Source organism: Pseudomonas sp. FW305-96, assembly GCF_058783825.1.
Map to the genome: position 1 here is coordinate 21,224 of NZ_JBYSYW010000044.1, position 17,569 is coordinate 38,792.

The following is a 17,569-nucleotide window of genomic DNA, read 5'->3' on the forward strand; positions in this document are numbered from 1 at the left end:
GTGTGTACAGTCGAATTTTCCCGCGTGAAGTGTGACTCAATGGCACTTGGATCCAATTCCTCCGGCTGTTACTTTCTGAATCGTTGCGACGAACCTGTATCTATTACATTTTGTGAAAGGGGTAGTGCGTAGGAAGAATCTCTATTAATTGTAGGCCGCTTCTTTCGGTGAATTTACCAGGGAAACCGCTGCATAAATAATCGTTATGCTCGGGTGTGGTGGTCTATCGAACTAAAAATAACGTATCAATGGGAATCGCATGAATAAAGTGCTGATCGTGGATGATCACCCGGTCATTCGCCTGGCCGTACGCATGCTGATGGAACGGCATGGCTACGAAGTGGTGGCGGAGAGTGACAATGGTGTGGATGCCCTGCAACTGACGCGGGAGTATCTGCCGGATATTGTCATTCTGGATATCGGGATCCCCAAACTGGATGGGCTGGAAGTGATTGCGCGGATGACGCTGGCGAGCCCGGCGAGCAAGGTGTTGGTACTGACGTCCCAGGCCCCGGGGCACTTCTCGATGCGCTGCATGCAAGCGGGGGCGGCAGGTTATGTCTGCAAGCAACAGGAGTTGACCGAGCTGCTCAGTGCCATCAAGGCCGTGATGTCCGGCTACAGCTATTTCCCCAACCAGGCATTGCACAAGGGGCGCTCGGGCACGGGAGGCGCCACGGAAATGGAGATGGTCGAGCGGCTTTCCGGCCGGGAGATGATGGTGCTCCAGCAACTGGCCCGGGGCAAGAGCAACAAGGAGATCGCCGACAGCATGTTCCTCAGCAACAAGACAGTCAGTACCTACAAGACTCGCCTGCTGCTCAAGTTGAATGCCCGCTCGTTGGTGGACCTGATCGAACTCGCCCAGCGCCATGGGCTGGCCTGAGCCCTATTGAAAAGCCTCCGTTCAGGAGGCTTTTGCATGTCTGCGTTACAGATCGTAGTCGAAGTCGGCCAGCTGTTTCTGCAGGCGTCGCTCCTCGAGCATGTTGTCGATGGTGCGGCGCTTGCTGAGGTTGGTCTTGGCCGGTTCGGCCTGCGGCTCCACGTCGTCGTCCGTACTTTGGAAGTCGTCATCGTTTGCCAAGTCTTCTTTATCGGTGCTCATGCGTCACTCCAAGCCAAAGGGCCATTGGCCGTCCTTATAACGGGAATCGCAGAGCGGGTAAAAAAGATTTTTTCAATCGCCTTGTGCTGTTGTCAGCTATTGCTTCAATCGTCCGAGGTCTTGAACTTGTATTCGCACAGGTCCTCGATTCGGCAGCTGCCACAGCGCGGTTTCCGAGCCTGGCAGACATAACGGCCATGCAGGATCAGCCAATGGTGGGCGTCGAGCAGAAAGTCCTTGGGCACGAACTTGAGCAATTTCTTTTCGACGTCTAGAACGGTCTTGCCCGGCGCGATACCGGTGCGGTTGCTGACCCGGAAGATATGCGTATCGACGGCCATGGCCAGTTGGCGAAAGGCAGTGTTGAGCACTACGTTGGCGGTCTTGCGCCCAACGCCGGGCAGGGCTTCCAGCGCTTCGCGGCTCTGCGGGACTTCACCTGCGTGCAGTTCGACCAGCAGGCGACAGGTCTCGATGACGTTCTTGGCCTTGCTGTTGTACAGCCCGATGGTCTTGATGTACTCGCTCAGGCCTTCAACACCCAGGGCGTGGATGGCCTGCGGCGTATTGGCGACCGGGAACAGGCGAGCGGTAGCCTTGTTGACGCCGACGTCCGTCGCCTGGGCCGAAAGGATCACGGCGATCAGCAGTTCGAAGGGGGTGGAGTAGGCCAGTTCGGTCTTGGGTTCGGGATTGTCTTCATGCAGCCTGCGAAAGATCTCCAGGCGTTTGGCGGCATTCATGGGGTCAACGGCTTCCTTGACGGCTAGGGGAGGTGGTCGATGGGCGCAGGTGATTGTACAAGCCCAGCAGCAGGCCGAGCAGTATCAAGGCGCCTGGGGCTAGCGTGGCAATGTGCAGGCCGAGATCGTCGGCGAGCACTTGTCGACAGGCACCCAGGGCAAGGCCGGCCACCAGGAGCCCGCCCAGGCCGCGACACAGTTGGCGATAGCGGTACTGCTGTGGCAGCAACTGTTCGCAGGCCAGGCAGGGCAGGGCCAGTAACAGCGGGTAGGGGGCAAGCTCCTCGGCCAGGGGCAGGGTCCACGCCCGCAGCCCGAGGTGCAGACAGGTTACCAAGCTGGCCGTCATCACAGCGCTCGCCCACAGGCTGGCGCCCTGAGCAAGGTGGCGACGCAGTGGTGCCATCAGCGCCTGATGCAGGCCTGTCAGCAGGCAAGCGCAAAGGCTGATGGAGATCGCCTGGACAATGGTCCGGGTTGCGCCGAGCAGCGGTACCAGGCTGATCATCAGTAGCCAGAACCTGCTCATGGGCGCGCCTCGCCGAGCAGTGCGGGGCGGTGGTCGTCGAAATAGCGCAGCGCATCCTGGATCGCCGCGATGACTGCTCGAGAGGTTACCGTCGCCCCGGCCAGTTGATCGAACGCGCCCTGGTCACGTTTGATCGCCCAGGCCTGCTCGGGTGTATTTTCCTGTGCCCGGCCGATGAACTGGTCGAGCCATTGACGCGCCGGGTCTGCCAGTTGGTCGCCCAGGCCTGGGCTTTCCTGTTGCTCGAGTACACGCATGCCCACCAGGCGGCCCTGGGTGTTGATGGCGATGACCATTTCGATGGCGCCGCCATAGCCCAGGAACCTGTTGTGCAGCAGGATGGCGGTTGGGGCTCCCGCCAGCGTGGCGCGATAAGCGGCCAACAGGCGGCTATGGCGCAGGCTGGTATCTGCCAGGGCCAAGGCTGTTTGCAAGGGCTGGTTGTCATAGCTGCCTGGTGGCAGCACTGCCAGCCACTGCTGTTCATGCCACTGGCGCTGGGCCTGCGCAATAGGTTTGGCAGTGAAGCGTTGCCAGGCCAAAGTCGTGACAACGGCCAGCACTGCCAGCAGTAACAGGCACGCGGCGCTGCGCCAGCGGGCACTCACGGGCAGGCCTGCTGGCGACGCTCCGCCCAGCGATCCAGGGACGGTGCGGCAAGGTTCATCAGCAGAATGGCGAATGCCGTGCCATCGGCAAAGCTGCCCCACGTACGAATCAGGTAGATCAGCAGGCCGGCGCTGGCACCGAACAGCAGACGGGCCAGTGGCTGCCTGCAACCAGATACCGGTTCGGTGGCGATGAAGAACGCGGCCAGCATGGTCGAGCCTGACAGCAGGTGCAGCAATGGTGAGCCATTGGAGTCGGAGCCTGAGCCGTTCCAGCCCAGCAGGCTGAACAGAAACAAGGCGCCGAGCAAGCCGATGGGCGCGTGCCAGGTGAAGACCTTGCGTTGTATCAGAAATAGCCCGCCGAGCAGGAAGGCGAGGTTGACCCATTCGCTGGCGCTCCCACCGATATGGCCAAAGGCCGAATGGCTGGCAAACAGTTCGTCGATGGTCAGGCTGCGGTTATGGCGCAGCACGTCGAGTACCGTGGGGCTGGCCCAGGCATCGATGCGATCGCCGGTACCCAGGCTCAGGTTCAGGCTGTCCAGCAACCCGGCGGTCTGGCCAGGCCAGTGGTTCATCTGCAAGGGGAAGCTCAGCAGGACGAACGCATAGCCCACCATGGCCGGGTTGAACAGGTTGCGTCCCACTCCCCCGAAGGCTTGTTTGCCCAGGCCAATGGCAACACAGGCTGCCATCAGCGGCAGCCACCAAGGGGCGTGGATGGGCAGGGCGGCAGCCAGCAGGACGGCGGTGACCAGCGCGCTGCCATCGCCCAGGGCCGAGACCACCGGCAGCTTGCGCCAGCTCAGCAGCAAGGCCTCGGTGGCCAGCGCCGCGCAACTGCTCAGCAGCAGGTTGATCAGCACGCCCCAGCCATGCAGCCAGAACAGCGCCAACAGGCCAGGGGTGCAGGCCAGCAGCACCAGTTGCATGGCGCTGCGCAGGCGCGGATCAGGTGGCGGCATGGGCCTGCAGCTCCTCGAGGTATTGCCGGGCAATGTTTTGCAGGGCCGGCAGCAAGACGTCGATGTGTAGAGACAGATTCATTGGGTGAACAGTCCGTTGAGTCCCGAAAACGCCATGGCCATCACCCCGGCACCGATCAGTTGAATAGGCAGGCCGCGTAACGCTGCGGGTACCTCGGCTTGGCGGCTGCGCATATCTAGGTCCGCATACAGCACCAGCGCGAGCCAGAAGCCCAAAGCGGCAACGAGGGGCCACGCCAGCAGGCGCCAGCCGCGCATGTCGTCATGGGACAGTTGCACCAGCAAGCCTAGCACCACGGCATTTGCGCTCAGCAGGCCCGACAGGCCTTGTGTGGGCCAGTCCGGGCGCAGGCGCTGGAGCAGGTTCGGCAGCGCCCAGGCCAATGCCGCCAGCAACGGCAGGAAGACCAACAGCTGAAGGTCCTGCAACTGCAATGGCACGAGCAGTTGTTGGCACAGCCAGGCGCCGACTGGCAGTGCCATGAGGATCAGCAGGGCGGTGCACAGGCCCAGCGCATGCAGGCGCACACGCTCGACCGGCTCTGCCTGCAGGACCAGGTGATTGACCAGCGCGGCGCTGACCAGGACCAGAACGTAGTCACTCATGGAGGTGCCGACGGCGGGACGATGGCGCCATTATCCGGCAGCGGACGGCAGATGCAAATGCCCCGGCCAGGGGGCCGGGGCATATTGGTTGCCTGATTTGGTTACTTGATACGCTGGCCTGGCTTGGCACCGCTGTCGGGGCTGAGCAGGTAGATCTCCTCGCCGCCCGGGCCGGCTGCCATGACCATGCCCTCGGAAACACCGAAGCGCATCTTCCGTGGCTTGAGGTTGGCCACCATCATGGTCAGGCGGCCTTCCAGCTGGGACGGATCCGGGTAGGCCGACTTGATGCCCGAGAACACATTGCGACGCTCATCACCGATGTCCAGGGTCAATTGCAGCAGCTTGTCGGCACCCGGCACGGCTTCGGCCTTGACGATCAATGCCACGCGCAGGTCGACTGCGGCGAAGGTGTCGAACTCGATCTCGGCCGACAGCGGGTCTTTGGCCAGCTCGCCATTGCCCGCCGGGGCGGTGTTGGCCTCGGCGGCCAGCAGGTCTTCCTTGCTGGCGGCGATCATTGCTTCGACCTTGGCCGGTTCAATGCGGCTCATCAGCGCCTTGAACGGCTTGAGCTGGTGATTTTCCAGGCGCGACTGGTGGTCGTTCCAGGTCAACGGCGCGACATTGAGGAAGGCCTCGGCGTCGCTGGCCAGCACCGGCAGGACCGGCTTGAGGTAGATCACCAGCTGGCGGAACAGGTTGACGCCCTGGGCGCAGATGGCCTGTACCTCGTCCTGCTTGCCTTCCTGCTTGGCCAGCGACCACGGGGCCTTGTCGGCGATCCAGGCGTTGGCGCGATCGGCCAGGGCCATGATCTCGCGCATCGCGCGCCCGAAATCGCGGGCTTCATAGGCCTCGGCAATCGACGGGGCGGCCGCGAGGAAGGCTTCGGTCAGCTCCGGCGCGGCATCACCGGCGACCATCACGCCGTCATTGCCCTTGTGGATGAAGCCGGCGCAGCGGCTGGCGATGTTGACCACCTTGCCGACCAGGTCGGAGTTGACCTTCTGCACGAAATCCTCGAGGTTCAGGTCCAGGTCGTCGACGCCGCGGCCCAGCTTGGCGGCGTAGTAGTAACGCAGGTATTCCGGCTGCAGATGATCGAGGTAGGTGCGCGCCTTGATGAAGGTGCCGCGCGACTTGGACATCTTCGCGCCATTGACGGTCAGGTAGCCGTGCACGTTGACCGCGGTCGGCTTGCGCAGGCCCGCGCCTTCGAGCATGGCCGGCCAGAACAGGGCGTGGAAGTTGACGATGTCCTTGCCGATGAAGTGGTACAGCTCGGCCGTGGAGTCTTCTTTCCAGAAGGCGTCGAAGTCCAGTTCCGGCCGGCGCGCGCAGAGGTTCTTGAAGCTGGCCATGTAGCCGATCGGCGCGTCCAGCCAGACGTAGAAGTACTTGCCAGGCTCGCCCGGGATCTCGAAACCGAAGTATGGGGCGTCGCGGGAGATGTCCCATTCCTGAAGGCCAGCGTCCAGCCACTCGGCGAGCTTGTTGGCTACGGCGTCCTGCAGGGTGCCGCTGCGGGTCCACTGTTGCAGCATGGCCTGGAAGTCGGGCAGCTTGAAGAAGAAGTGCTGGGAGTCACGCAGCACCGGCGTGGCGCCGGAGATTGCCGACTTGGGGTTCTTCAGCTCGGTCGGGGCGTAGGTGGCGCCGCATTTTTCGCAGTTGTCGCCGTACTGGTCCTCGGCCGCGCACTTGGGGCAGGTGCCCTTGATGAAGCGGTCGGCGAGGAACATGCCCTTTTCAGGATCGAAGTACTGGGTGACCGAACGGGTGGCAATATGCCCGGCATCGCGCAGGCGCGTGTAGATCAGGCTCGACAGCTCGCGGTTCTCTTCGCTGTGCGTGGAGTGGTAGTTGTCGAAGTCGACCAGGAAGTCGGCGAAGTCGGCGCTGTGCTCGGCCTGGACGTTGGCGATCAGTTGCTCGGGCGTGATGCCTTCCTTTTCAGCGCGCAGCATGATGGCCGAGCCGTGGGCGTCGTCGGCGCAGACATAGATGCACTGGTTGCCGCGCAGTTTCTGGTAGCGCACCCACATGTCCGTCTGGATGTATTCGAGCATGTGACCAAGGTGGATCGATCCATTGGCATAGGGCAGGGCGCTGGTGACGAGAATCTGACGTGGCTCGGACATGGTGGCTCGGCTACTTATCTGGCTACGGGGTAAAAATGAGGGTGATCGGCCACTATAAAGGGCTGGCGAATATATTTCACCCCAACAACGCATCCGCTGACGATTGACGGGTTAGCATAGGCACCTGTTTCGTATTCAGTTTGCCAATGGGAGCCTCCATGAGTGCCGTTACCCGTGCCGCCGTCGAAGGCGTGCTTCGCCAGTACACCGACCCCTACCTGAACCAGGATCCGGTCAGCGCCGGTTGCGTGCGCGCCATCGATATCCAGGGCGGGCAGGTCAATGTGCAGTTGCAGTTGGGTTATGCCGCCGGGCTGTTCAAGGGGGGCTGGGCGCAGGTGCTGCAAACTGCCATCGAGAACCTCGACGGCGTGAGCTCGGCCTCGGTCGGCATTGACTGTGTGATCGCCACCCACAAGGCCCAGGCTCAGGTGCCGGCCATGGCCAACGTCAAGAACATCGTCGCCGTGGCCTCGGGCAAGGGTGGGGTCGGCAAGTCGACCACTGCCGCCAACCTGGCCCTGGCCCTGGCCCGCGAGGGTGCCCGGGTGGGGATACTCGACGCCGACATCTATGGCCCCAGCCAGGGTGTGATGTTCGGCATCCCCGAGGGCACCCGCCCGCAGGTGCGCGAGCAGAAGTGGTTCGTGCCGATCAAGGCCCATGGCGTCGAGGTCATGTCCATGGCCTTCCTCACTGATGACAACACGCCCATGGTCTGGCGCGGCCCGATGGTCTCGGGCGCGTTGCTGCAGCTGGTGACCCAGACCGCCTGGGACGACCTCGACTACCTGGTGATCGACATGCCGCCAGGCACTGGCGACATCCAGCTGACCCTGGCGCAGAAGGTGCCGGTGGCGGGCTCTGTCATCGTCACCACCCCGCAGGATCTGGCGCTGCTGGATGCCAAGAAGGGCGTGGAGATGTTCCGCAAGGTCAACATCCCGGTGCTGGGTGTGGTGGAGAACATGGCGGTGCACATCTGCTCCAACTGCGGCCATGCCGAGCACCTGTTCGGCGAAGGCGGCGGCGAGAAGCTGGCGGCCCAGTACGGTGTCGAACTGCTGGCGTCGTTGCCGCTGTCGATGCTTATCCGCGAGCAGGCCGACAGTGGCAAGCCGACCGCGATTGCCGAGCCGGAGAGCCAGATCGCCATGGTCTACCAGGAGCTGGCGCGGCAGGTGGGGGCACGAATCGTGTTGCAGGAAGCGGCGGCGCCGGCGATGCCGAGCATCACCATCAGCGAGGACTGAGGTTCAGGCAATCATGTGGGGGCGGGCCAGCTCGCTTCCACGATGGTGTACGGGCGATTGACTCAGGCACAAAAAAACCCGCCAATGGCGGGTTTTTTTTGAAAGCTAGGAAGCGAGATCGACTTAGGCGATCTGAACTTCTTCAGCCTGCATGCCTTTCTGGCCGCGGGTAGCGACGAAAGTAACAGCCTGGCCTTCTTTCAGGGTTTTGAAGCCGTCAGCTTGGATGGCTTTGAAGTGCACGAACAGGTCGTCACCCGACTGAGGGGTGATGAAGCCGTAGCCTTTCTCATCGTTGAACCACTTAACGGTACCGTTTTGACGGTTGGACATGTTTCTGTCTCCTTGGACAAAGTTGATTACGGTCAGGAAGTACCCTGCCCGGGACTGAGTGCAAAGAGAGCAGAAAATTCAGCGATGGGCCGATGATAATCGTGCATCAAACTAGAGATTCTCGGTGTCACGTGCAGCACAGTGGCGCCACCTTAACCCACTTTCCACGACCTGCCAATGGTCAAGGAGCGCTTTGATGAATTTCGGATCGGCGGCCGGCGCAGGCCCCGTCTGGCGCGGGATGGGCAAGGAAACTTTAACCTGCGCGCCGGGACCGGTAAGATGCGCATCTCGTTTTTCACCTTGCACTCTTCAGGACACCCCGCCATGAGCATCAAATCGGACAAGTGGATTCGCCGCATGGCGCAGGAACACGGCATGATCGAACCGTTCGTCGAGCGCCAGGTGCGCGGCGAGCACGACAGCCGGGTCATCTCCTTCGGCGTCTCCAGCTACGGCTACGACGTGCGTTGCGCCGACGAATTCAAGGTGTTCACCAACATCAACTCGGCCACCGTCGACCCGAAGAACTTCGATGCCGGCAGCTTCGTCGACATCAAGAGCGACGTGTGCATCATCCCGCCAAACTCCTTTGCCCTGGCCCGTACCGTCGAGTACTTCCGTATTCCGCGTGACGTGCTGACCATCTGCCTGGGCAAGAGCACCTACGCGCGCTGCGGCATCATCGTCAACGTCACTCCGCTCGAGCCCGAGTGGGAAGGTCATGTGACGTTGGAGTTCTCCAACACCACCACGCTGCCGGCGAAGATATACGCCAACGAAGGCGTGGCGCAGATGCTGTTCCTGCAGTCCGACGAGGAGTGCGAAGTGTCGTACAAGGACCGCGGCGGCAAGTATCAGGGCCAGCGTGGCGTCACCTTGCCGCGCACCTGAGCCGACAAAGCGCGGGAATTGTTTCCGCGCCCGGCACTCCAACGAGTGAACAGTTCCGGCGCGCATGACGTGCGCCGGCTCTCGTCAGGAGCCCCCCATGAAAATCGATCCCGCAATCAGTGCCAAGCTGGCCGTCCTGCAGCCGAACCAGATCGGATTGCTGGCCTGGTCGCTGCTGGCCCATCCGCCGACACACACGCCACTGCCCATGCGCGCAGGCGGAGTGCCTCACCAGCCTGATCCCGACACGCCCCAGCCGCCGCAGCCTGGCGAGCAGCCACCGATGGAGCCGGGCGAGCCGACCCTGCCCGATGAGCCGCCTCCCGCTCCTGTGGCCTGACGCCGCTCAGTTGCCCAGCAGGTAACCGCTGCGGCAAACCTGCTCGCCTGCCACATGGGCGACCACCATGCCCGCGGTGGCCATGCGCCTGATGCTGCGGGCATAGAGCAGCCCGGCCTGGCTATTGCGCAAGGGCGTTACCCGGTCGCTGAGCGGGTCGATGACCTCGGCGATCAGCGCTCCGGCTTGCAGGTACTGCCCGGGGCTGGCATGGAACACCAGCAACCCGCCAAGCGGAGCCATGACCGGTTCCACCGCCGCCAGCGGCGTGGCCGGATGGCGCAAAGCGGGCAAGGGCGCCGGTTGGCCTTCGATGACGCCGGCGTGGGTCAGGAAGTCGAGGATCGCCTGGCAGTCCTGGGTGGCCAGGGCGTGGCTGACATCGGCCTGGCCGCGCAACTCGATGGTCACCGAAAAACTGCCCTGGGGGATCGGGAAGCGTTTGCCGAAGCGCTGCTGCAACTGCCACCACACCAGGCTGAAACACTCATCGAACGATTGCCCGCCCGAGTCGGTGGCCAGCAGGCTGGCCTGGACGCCCAGGTAGCGTGCCAGCGGTTCGACCTCGGGCCAGGCCTCGGGCGTGGTGTACAGGTGCTCGACGGCTTCGAAGTCGCAATGCAGGTCGAGCACCATGTCGGCGTCGCAGGCCAGGCGCTGCAGGGTCAGGCGCTGGGACTGCAGCGGCGTGTGCGCGGGGTGGGCATCCAGGCCCCGGCGCAGGTATTCACGGATCAACGCCAGGTTGTGGGCCGGGTCCTGAGAGAGGTGGCCTTCGATCTGGTCACCGATGCTGTCCGACAGGTCGACGAACCTGCGGTTGAAGTTCTCGCCGCTTTGCAGCTCGAAGCGCCCCAGGGGCGCGTCTAGCAACACCTGCTCGAGGCCGACCGGGTTGGCCACCGGCACCAGGATGACCTCCTTGCGCAACCGCCCCTGCTGCTCCATGTCCGCGAGCCGCTGCTTGAGGTGCCAGGCCACCAGCATGCCCGGCAGCTCGTCGGCATGCAGCGAGGCCTGGATGTACACCTTGCCGGCGCCACGTGGGCCGAAATGGAAGCTGTGCAACTGGCGGGCGATACCCGGGACAGGGGAGAGCAGGTCGTGGGTCGAGTGGTGCATGGTGGTCCTGATGTCAGCGTTGTAGGGCGAAGGCTGGGATCAAGGATAGAAGCATAACTTCGGGGGCGGCGCACTATTCACATAGGAGAGCGCAAGAGGATGGGGGCAGTGACCATGGGATCGAGCACCGCGCGCGCGGCGCTCGATTTTGCTGGCTCTGGTCTCTGAGACCTATTTGCCAGGCACCAGCGTCAACCGCTGGCTGCCGTAGGCCCGGGCAAAATTCTGCGGTTGCAGCGGCAGGCTGGTGAAGCGGCCCTTGAACCAGGCATCGAGCCCATCGCTGTAATGGCGGCTGGCCGGATTGCCGGACTGGCCGTTGCTGGTCAGCAGCTGCAGCGGTTCGGTCTGCCCGAAATCAACGATCATCCGCGCCGAGGCCGGCAGTTGGGTGTCGAAGCTGCTCCCCCAGGCATAAGGCGTCAGGGCCAGGGTGCTGAAGTCACCGCCTGCCGCCAGGGGCGCGCGCTCGAGTTTGTCGCCCAGGCCGTGATAGGCCGGTGCCGGCCAGCGGTACTGATGCAGCTTGCCCCACTGCCAGGCGCGGCGGTCGGCGCCAAGTTGTGTGGTGCCGGCATCCACCGCCGCAGCCAGGCTGCGGGCGAGGATGGTGGGCTTGTCTTCTTTTTGCGGCGTGCCGCGATCATCCCAGAACGGGCTGTCCTCGCGTCCCAGCAGGTGGTCGGACTGGGCGGAGTAGGAAAGCTTGGCATTGGCGATGAACGCTTGCCATGCCGGGCTGGATTCCGGGCCCAGTTCATCGAGGAAAGTCTGGCGAGTGACCGCCTGGAGGAACAGTTCGTACAGCGCGGCATCGGCCGACACCGGGCTTAGCCGGCCATCGAAGGCCTTCAGCCGCGCCAGGGCGTCGCGAGCCTTGTCGCGCTGGGCGCCAGGCAGGGCGTCGATGGCCTGCTTGAGCGGCTGGGCCATGCCGGGGGCGTCGAACATCTGCTTGAGCTTGTCGGCCAGCAGGGTCACCTGATCGTTCTGCAGAGCCATCAGGCTGCGGCTGTCGTGGCGACCGTTGCCGGCCAGTTGGGCCATGCGCTCGGCGCGCTCGGGGTAATACCAGCTGCTCGACAGCTGCATGCCATAGCCCTTGGGCAGGCTGCGCTGGTTGGCGTGGCCGATGAAGCCGGCGGGCGGGTCCTGATCGTAGGGGTGCAGCATTGCATCGGCGTAGCCATCCCAGTCATAGCGCCCGTCCCAGCCCGGCGAGGGCAGCAGGCCCTGGCCTTCACGGCGGTTGGGATAGCGTCCGCTGACCTGCCAACCGATATGCTGGGGCTCGGCGAACACGAAGTTCAGCGCCGCCGCACCGACCTCGCGGGTGCTGTCGAAGGCACGCTCGATGTTTTGCGCGCGGGTCAGGTCGAACAGCGCATCGAGGCTGCGATCGTCCTTGAGCTGCGGCAGATGCAGGGCCAGGGCCAGGCTGCCATGCCCCGGCAACAGGGTGCCGTGGCGGGTGTCGTACATCACCTCGCGCTGGGGGCGCTGGCCGCGAACGAAGAAGGTCTCGTTGCGGGCACGCGCCGGTTGCCACTTGCCGTCGGCGAGGTAGGTCAGCTGGGTGCCCTGGCGGCGCACCTGCTCGAGGAACAGGTCCTGGTTGTCGGCCATCACCGCGCTGCTGCTCCAGGCCAGCTTGCCGTTGTAGCCGGCCAGCACGATCGGCAGCCCCGGCAACGACAGGCCGGCGACCTGATACTTGCCAGTGTGGATCTGCACCGGGCTCAGTGCCCAGGCGGCGCGGCTGTCGCTGGCCAGCAGGCTCTTGCCGGCACGGCTGCGCTGGGGCGCCAGGGCCAGGTTGCTCGAGCCGGGGGCACCCAGCAGGCCGAGGTCGGCCAATTGCTGGCCAGTGGCGGCGAGCGCGCCCAGGCCCGGCAGCTGGCTGGCCAGGTTCAGGCCCTTGAGTTTGTCGACTTCGCTGTCGGCCAGGGGGTCGTCCGGAGCGCCGGGCAGCAGCCAGACCAGCTTGTCGGCACCGACCTTCTGCGCCAGGGTCAATGCCGACAGTTCCTCCTGCAGGTTCACCGACTGGCTGAAGGCGTAGAGGCTGAAGATCAGCGCCGAATCCTCGGGTTTCCAGTATTCCGGGCGATAACCGCTGCGAGCGAGTTCGCCCGGCAACTTGTCGCGATAGCGGAACAGGTAGGCGTTGACCCCGCGGGCATAGACTTCGAAGAAGCGCTTCAGGCGCGGCGAGGCATCGGCATACAGCTGGCCGGCATTCTGCTTGAGGTTGGCCGCGCGCATGAGCCGGTCGATCGCCAGGGCGTCGGCTCCCGCCAGCTCGGCCAGGCGCCCCTGGGCCAACAGGCGCATGGCGACCATCTGCTCGATGCGATCCCCTGCGTGCAGGTAGCCCAGGCTGAACAGCGCATCATGGAAGTTGCTGCTTTCGATCAGCGGCGCGCCCATGGCGTTACGCCGTACCGAGACGTTCTGCGCCAGGCCCTTGAGCGGTTGCACGCCGCTGTTGGGCAGGACGCTGTCCTGATAGCCACCCATCTGGCAGCCGCCCAGCGCAAGCAGGCCAAGCAACGCGGCAGCACTGCCGAGGCGGAGAGGGAAGGGTGGAAGGACGGGGGCGGCCATGGCTGGATTCCTGCAGGGCGTGGCGGGTTCTGAAAGGCGCTAAGGTAGTGAGCGCGCGGTCGCCGTGCAAGGTGCCGGGGAGCTTTATTTACCAGTGGTCATGCTGGAGCGGGTTGATCATGGGCCAAGCCCGTTCCCGCGACGATTTGCCTGGGAGTGGGCTTGGCCCTGAACACGTACGCTGACGTTGATCAGGCGCCGTGGCACTTCTTGAATTTCTTCTCGCTGCCGCACGGGCAAGGGTCGTTGCGGCCGACGTCCTTCAGGGCGTTGCGCACTGGCTCCTGATGGCCGTGGTTGCAGTGCGGGCCATGCACATGGCCGTGGTCGTGGTGATGGTCGTGACCGTGATCGTGATCGCAGTCGGGGCCATGGACATGGGGTTGTTGGGTCATTGCAGCGTTACTCCGGTTTAAGATCGCCGGGGATTATCTCACCCCTTTGCCTCAAGTGCAGGTCCCGATGCACGATCAGCCCGGTGGCCAGCTCGCCCCGCAGTTGGTATTGCACGGGTTGCCCGCTCTTGAGCAGCTTTGCCAGAGGCTTGAGGTGCTGCCAGAGATTGGTCCGCACGGTGACCTTGAAGGTGCGCCGGGCATGGCCGCCAACGCTGCGCCACAGGCTGGCCTCGTCTTCGGCCAGCAACAGGTCGCCGAGGCGTACAGAATAGGCCAGGTGGCGGATGAACAGGCGGCTGTCGTTGGGGTTGTCGACGCGCAGGTGCAGAACGAACTCCTGCTGGTGCAGGCGCACCTTCACCGGTTCCACCTCGAGCAGGTGCAACTGTGGTTCGCGCCAGGTATCAGCGCCCCAGCTGGCGCAGCCCGCCAATCCGCCCAGTAGCAGGCTGAGCGAGAGCAGGCGAGCCAGGGTGCGCATGCTCAACTACCGAAGTAACTGGCGCAGCATTTCTTGAACTTCTGCCCGCTGGCGCAGGGGCAGGGGTCGTTGCGTCCGGCCTTGAGGGGCGCGGTCGGGTCGATGAAATACCAGCGTCCGGCATGCTGGACGAATGCCGAGCGCTCGCGGTGCTGGTGATCGCCCTCAAGGTCGTGCCAGCGTGCGGTGAACGTGACGAAGGCATGCTCGGGCTGCCCGCCCAGCACCTCGGCGCCCTCCACCTCCAGGCCCAGCCAGGTGCTCTGCGCGCTCCAGGCCGCCATCGCGGCGCGGTCCAGGCCTGGGCGCTGGGCCGGCAGGGTGGTAGCCACCAGGTAATCCACCAGGCCCAGCACATAGGCGCTGTAGCGTGAACGCATCAGCGTCTGGGCATCCGGCGCTGGTGTTCCACTGTGATAGTGCCCGCAGCAGGTATCGAGCAGGTTGCCACTGCCGCAGGGGCAGATCGAGACACTCATTCGGTCACCACCAGTACTTGCCGAAGTTTTCGGGGTTCGCCCAGAACTTCGCATTGAGCCAGTCCGGGACTTGTTTGTAGTCATGCAGATCATAGGTGAACAGGCTCAATACCTGTTCATCGCGCTGGAACTGCTCGCTGGCCGAGAGCGCCAGCGAGTAGAAATCGGTGGCCTGCCAGCCGCAGGCAGCCAGGTCGGCCAGCACCGCGACGCGGCTGGCGTTGAGGTTGCGGATGCCGCCCAGCAGCTCCAGGCCGGTGCGCTTGGGCAGGTGTTCCAGGCAATCGACCAGTACCGCCAGGTCGAAGCGCCGGGCTGCCTGTTCGGCAGGCAGCGGGCCGGGTGCGGCAACTTCGATGTGGGTATCGGGATGGGCGGCGGCGAAGGCTTCCAGGGCAGGGAAGCGGCTGCCCACCAGCAGCAAGTGGCGCGGGGTGAAACGTTCCAACAGGGCGGCCAGGGCCTGCTGGGGCGTGCGTTGGGAGAAAGCGTCGGTCATTGCCATTCCTCGTTCAGGTCGCTCAAGACTAACGGTCCCAGGCCAGCGGGCAAAGGGGTGCGCCGCTGCGGCGTGGCTTATTGCTGGCAGAGCGGGAAGCGCCGGTCTTTACTCCCAGAGCATCGGTTTTCTACCGATTCCCCCTAGGAGAAGCAACAAGATGAGCATAGTACGCACAGCGATACCCCTGGTTCTGCTCACCAGTGTGTTGACTGGTTGTGCAGGTTTGCAGAAAACCGACTGGCCGAAGTGTGCTGCCGTCGGGGGTGTGGGCGGCGCGGCCCTGGGCGCGATCGAGAGCTCCAGCTGGGCCGGCTGGGGCGCCTTGCTCGGTGGCGGCCTGGCGGCGGGTTACTGCTGGGCCCATGGCGACGGTGACGAAGACGGCGACGGCGTACCGGACAGCCGCGACAAGTGCCCGGGCACCCCGCGCGGCGTGCAGGTCGACGCCAATGGCTGCCCGCCGGAGCCGGTGCCGGTGGTCGAGGAAGTCGTGGTACAGAAGGAAGAAGTCATCGTCATCCGTGACGTGCATTTCGAGTTTGACTCGGCACGCCTGACGGCCACCGACAAGGAGCGCCTGAACACCATCGCCACGCGGCTCAAGCAGGAAGCCCCGAGCGCGCGCCTGAGCGTTTCCGGCCACACCGACAGCGTCGGTTCCGACAGCTACAACCAGAAGCTCTCCGAGCGCCGCGCCCAGTCGGTGACCAACTACCTGGTCGAAAGCGGTGTGCCGCGTGCCAGCTTCGTCTCGGTGGTGGGGGCGGGTGAAACGCAGCCGGTCGCCGACAACGCCACCGCCGACGGGCGTGCCATGAACCGTCGAACCGAGATCAAGATCCAGCGTTGATGGCGACGTGCCCGCGCCTTGAGAAGTGGCGTGGGCACGTCTTTACTCCTGTGTGACCGGTAGCGGCCGGCGACACAGGAGCATTCACCATGCGTGTTTTGTCGAAAGCGGCACTGCCGTTGGTGGTGGCCACGAGCCTGCTGGCAGGTTGCGCCACCCACAGCGATGGCAGCGCGCCCCTCAATCAAAGGACCTGGCCCATCTGCAGCCTGCTTGGCGGCCTGGTCGGTGGCGGCCTGGGCGCCATCGAAAGTTCCAGCTGGGCGGCTGGTGCCGGCGTTGCCGGTGCGATTGCCGGTGGCCTGATCTGTTATGCCCAGGATGGCGACGAGGATGGCGATGGCGTTTTCGACCGCCGCGACCGCTGCCCGGATACTCCGGCCGGCACCCAGGTCAACCATATGGGCTGCCCATTGCCGCAGTATCCAGCCGCCGCACCGCAGCCGGAGCCTGCGGCGACCTCGGAAGTGATCACGCTCGATGATCAGGGCCAGGTGCTGTTCGCCTTCGATTCCGCCGAACTCACCCAAGGTGCACAGCAGCGCCTGCAGGGCTTGCTGCCCAAGCTCAACGACCCCAGTGTGGCCAGTGTCAAGGTGATCGGTTTCACTGACAGCGTGGGCTCCGACAGTTACAACCAGCGCCTGTCCGAGCGCCGTGCCAGCGGTGTTGCCGAGTACCTGATCAGCCAGGGCCTGGCGCCGAACAAGGTGACCAGCCAGGGCCGTGGCGAGAGTGAGCCGGTGGCCGACAATGACACCGATGAAGGCCGCTCACGCAACCGACGGGTGGAACTGCACCTGAACTGACCCCTCTGGCGCATGCCCCGGCAGTAGGGTTACTGTTGCCGACGCGGTTCGCTCGAACGGACCGCGTCGGCATAACAATAAATCATGGGGGCGGGGTATGAAGTTCATCCTGGGCCTGGGCAAGGCTCTGACGGTGGCGTTCTGGGGTGTGGTGCTGTTCAACCTGTTCATGCCACAGCCATTGCCGCTCAATCTGCTGATCAATGCTGCAGGTATCGTCCTGCTGTCGCTGCATGTGCTCGAGGTGCTGTTCTTCAATGGCAGCTTGCGTGGGCGCAGTCACCGCTGGTTCGACCGCTTGCAGATTCTGTTGATCGGCATCTTCCATGTCATGTCCATCCCCCGGTCGCAGGAGGCGCCGAGCCATGCGTAAACTGATTTTGCTGGCCGTACTGGCCACACCCTTGGCCCAGGCCGAGAGCCTGGAAGTTGCTGCCCATTCGATGCTGCGCCTGCCGAACAAGGCGGCTAGCGTGCACCTGGAGCACCTGCGAGTGGCCGACTCGGCGACCTTGTTGCTACCGGCCAGCCTTACCGAGCTGAAGATCGACCGGCTCGAACTGGGGCGCGATGCGCGCATCGCCATCGCGCCGGCCGAGCGCGACCTGAGCATCGAGGCGTTGACGGCTCGGCTGGGCGAGGGTAGCGAATTCAGTGCGCCTGGGGCGCCCGGAAGCTACGAGCGGCCCGCGCGGCCGGGGCGTAACCTGGATCTGCGGTTGCAGGCGCTGGAAGCGGATCGGCTATCGATCGACGCCCGGGGTGGGGCTGGGG

The 17,569-nt window shown here is 64.2% G+C and carries 21 protein-coding genes and 1 pseudogene; 8 read left to right on the top strand and 14 right to left on the bottom strand.

Annotation, left to right across the window (positions count from 1 at the left end):
* The first annotated feature begins 259 nt into the window (after positions 1-259).
* Positions 260-886, top strand: a complete 627-nt coding sequence (locus AC3WL2_RS23905; protein WP_102684768.1) for a response regulator transcription factor — start codon at positions 260-262, stop codon at positions 884-886.
* A 45-nt stretch (positions 887-931) separates the two neighbouring features.
* Here the strand turns inward: AC3WL2_RS23905 and AC3WL2_RS23910 are convergent, their stop codons facing one another.
* From AC3WL2_RS23910 to metG, 7 genes are all read right to left on the bottom strand, one after another.
* Complete coding sequence (locus tag AC3WL2_RS23910; RefSeq protein WP_023630757.1) at positions 932-1,108, bottom strand: PA3496 family putative envelope integrity protein; 177 nt, start codon at positions 1,106-1,108, stop codon at positions 932-934.
* Between the two features lie 104 nt (positions 1,109-1,212).
* A complete protein-coding gene (nth, locus tag AC3WL2_RS23915; protein ID WP_102684769.1) occupies positions 1,213-1,851 on the bottom strand; it encodes an endonuclease III in 639 nt (212 codons plus the stop codon).
* Positions 1,852-1,855: 4 nt separating this feature from the next.
* The gene (locus AC3WL2_RS23920; RefSeq protein ID WP_102684770.1) at positions 1,856-2,380 is read right to left on the bottom strand and encodes an Rnf-Nqr domain containing protein; all 525 of its coding nucleotides are present in this window, start codon (positions 2,378-2,380) and stop codon (positions 1,856-1,858) included.
* Entirely contained in the window at positions 2,377-2,988 is a 612-nt protein-coding gene (locus AC3WL2_RS23925; RefSeq protein ID WP_102684771.1) for an RnfABCDGE type electron transport complex subunit G, read from the bottom strand. Before AC3WL2_RS23925 ends, AC3WL2_RS23920 begins: the two co-directional genes overlap by 4 nt.
* Positions 2,985-3,956 (bottom strand): RnfABCDGE type electron transport complex subunit D, encoded by a 972-nt coding sequence (locus tag AC3WL2_RS23930; protein ID WP_102684772.1) that lies wholly within the window; start codon positions 3,954-3,956, stop codon positions 2,985-2,987. The genes AC3WL2_RS23925 and AC3WL2_RS23930 overlap by 4 nt, the downstream gene beginning before the upstream one ends.
* Positions 3,957-4,034: 78 nt before the next feature.
* Positions 4,035-4,583 (bottom strand): Rnf-Nqr domain containing protein, encoded by a 549-nt coding sequence (locus AC3WL2_RS23935; RefSeq protein WP_102684773.1) that lies wholly within the window; start codon positions 4,581-4,583, stop codon positions 4,035-4,037.
* A gap of 101 nt (positions 4,584-4,684) precedes the next feature.
* Positions 4,685-6,727, bottom strand: coding sequence for a methionine--tRNA ligase (gene metG, locus AC3WL2_RS23940; RefSeq protein ID WP_102684774.1), 2,043 nt, complete (start codon positions 6,725-6,727; stop codon positions 4,685-4,687).
* 158 nt (positions 6,728-6,885) lie between these two features.
* Between metG and apbC the strand changes: the two genes are divergently transcribed.
* The gene (gene apbC, locus AC3WL2_RS23945; RefSeq protein ID WP_102684775.1) at positions 6,886-7,980 is read left to right on the top strand and encodes an iron-sulfur cluster carrier protein ApbC; all 1,095 of its coding nucleotides are present in this window, start codon (positions 6,886-6,888) and stop codon (positions 7,978-7,980) included.
* Between the two features lie 123 nt (positions 7,981-8,103).
* On the opposite strand, the gene AC3WL2_RS23950 is transcribed toward apbC, so the two are convergent.
* Positions 8,104-8,313: a cold-shock protein gene (locus tag AC3WL2_RS23950; protein WP_012273869.1), complete on the bottom strand. Its 210-nt coding sequence runs from the start codon at positions 8,311-8,313 to the stop codon at positions 8,104-8,106.
* A gap of 327 nt (positions 8,314-8,640) precedes the next feature.
* Between AC3WL2_RS23950 and dcd the strand changes: the two genes are divergently transcribed.
* Together dcd and AC3WL2_RS23960 are read left to right on the top strand one after the other, a co-directional pair.
* The gene (gene dcd / locus AC3WL2_RS23955; RefSeq protein ID WP_023630764.1) at positions 8,641-9,207 is read left to right on the top strand and encodes a dCTP deaminase; all 567 of its coding nucleotides are present in this window, start codon (positions 8,641-8,643) and stop codon (positions 9,205-9,207) included.
* 97 nt (positions 9,208-9,304) lie between these two features.
* A complete protein-coding gene (locus tag AC3WL2_RS23960) occupies positions 9,305-9,547 on the top strand; it encodes a hypothetical protein (RefSeq protein WP_102684776.1) in 243 nt (80 codons plus the stop codon).
* 6 nt (positions 9,548-9,553) lie between these two features.
* On the opposite strand, the gene AC3WL2_RS23965 is transcribed toward AC3WL2_RS23960, so the two are convergent.
* From AC3WL2_RS23965 to AC3WL2_RS23990, 6 genes are all read right to left on the bottom strand, one after another.
* Positions 9,554-10,669, bottom strand: coding sequence for a succinylglutamate desuccinylase/aspartoacylase family protein (locus AC3WL2_RS23965; RefSeq protein ID WP_102684777.1), 1,116 nt, complete (start codon positions 10,667-10,669; stop codon positions 9,554-9,556).
* 171 nt (positions 10,670-10,840) lie between these two features.
* Positions 10,841-13,276, bottom strand: coding sequence for a penicillin acylase family protein (locus AC3WL2_RS23970; protein ID WP_102684778.1), 2,436 nt, complete (start codon positions 13,274-13,276; stop codon positions 10,841-10,843).
* A 191-nt stretch (positions 13,277-13,467) separates the two neighbouring features.
* Entirely contained in the window at positions 13,468-13,671 is a 204-nt protein-coding gene (locus tag AC3WL2_RS23975; protein WP_023632501.1) for an SEC-C metal-binding domain-containing protein, read from the bottom strand.
* A gap of 7 nt (positions 13,672-13,678) precedes the next feature.
* Complete coding sequence (locus AC3WL2_RS23980) at positions 13,679-14,155, bottom strand: LEA/WHy family protein (RefSeq protein WP_102684779.1); 477 nt, start codon at positions 14,153-14,155, stop codon at positions 13,679-13,681.
* Between the two features lie 2 nt (positions 14,156-14,157).
* Entirely contained in the window at positions 14,158-14,634 is a 477-nt protein-coding gene (locus tag AC3WL2_RS23985; protein WP_102684780.1) for a YchJ family protein, read from the bottom strand.
* A 4-nt stretch (positions 14,635-14,638) separates the two neighbouring features.
* Complete coding sequence (locus tag AC3WL2_RS23990; RefSeq protein WP_102684781.1) at positions 14,639-15,133, bottom strand: DUF6231 family protein; 495 nt, start codon at positions 15,131-15,133, stop codon at positions 14,639-14,641.
* Positions 15,134-15,293: 160 nt separating this feature from the next.
* On the opposite strand from AC3WL2_RS23990, the gene AC3WL2_RS23995 reads away from it, so the two are divergent.
* From AC3WL2_RS23995 to AC3WL2_RS24010, 4 genes and pseudogenes are all read left to right on the top strand, one after another.
* Positions 15,294-15,986 (top strand): PA1041 family peptidoglycan-binding anchor lipoprotein, encoded by a 693-nt coding sequence (locus tag AC3WL2_RS23995; protein ID WP_102684782.1) that lies wholly within the window; start codon positions 15,294-15,296, stop codon positions 15,984-15,986.
* 89 nt (positions 15,987-16,075) lie between these two features.
* Positions 16,076-16,795 carry a PA1041 family peptidoglycan-binding anchor lipoprotein gene (locus AC3WL2_RS24000; protein WP_102684783.1) on the top strand — a complete coding sequence of 240 codons (720 nt, stop codon included), beginning with the start codon at positions 16,076-16,078 and terminating at the stop codon, positions 16,793-16,795.
* Between the two features lie 97 nt (positions 16,796-16,892).
* Positions 16,893-17,168, top strand: coding sequence for a DUF1145 domain-containing protein (locus tag AC3WL2_RS24005; protein ID WP_102684784.1), 276 nt, complete (start codon positions 16,893-16,895; stop codon positions 17,166-17,168).
* Positions 17,161-17,569 (top strand): annotated as a pseudogene (locus AC3WL2_RS24010) (collagen-like protein); the annotation flags it as partial. The gene AC3WL2_RS24005 and the pseudogene AC3WL2_RS24010, both read left to right, overlap by 8 nt.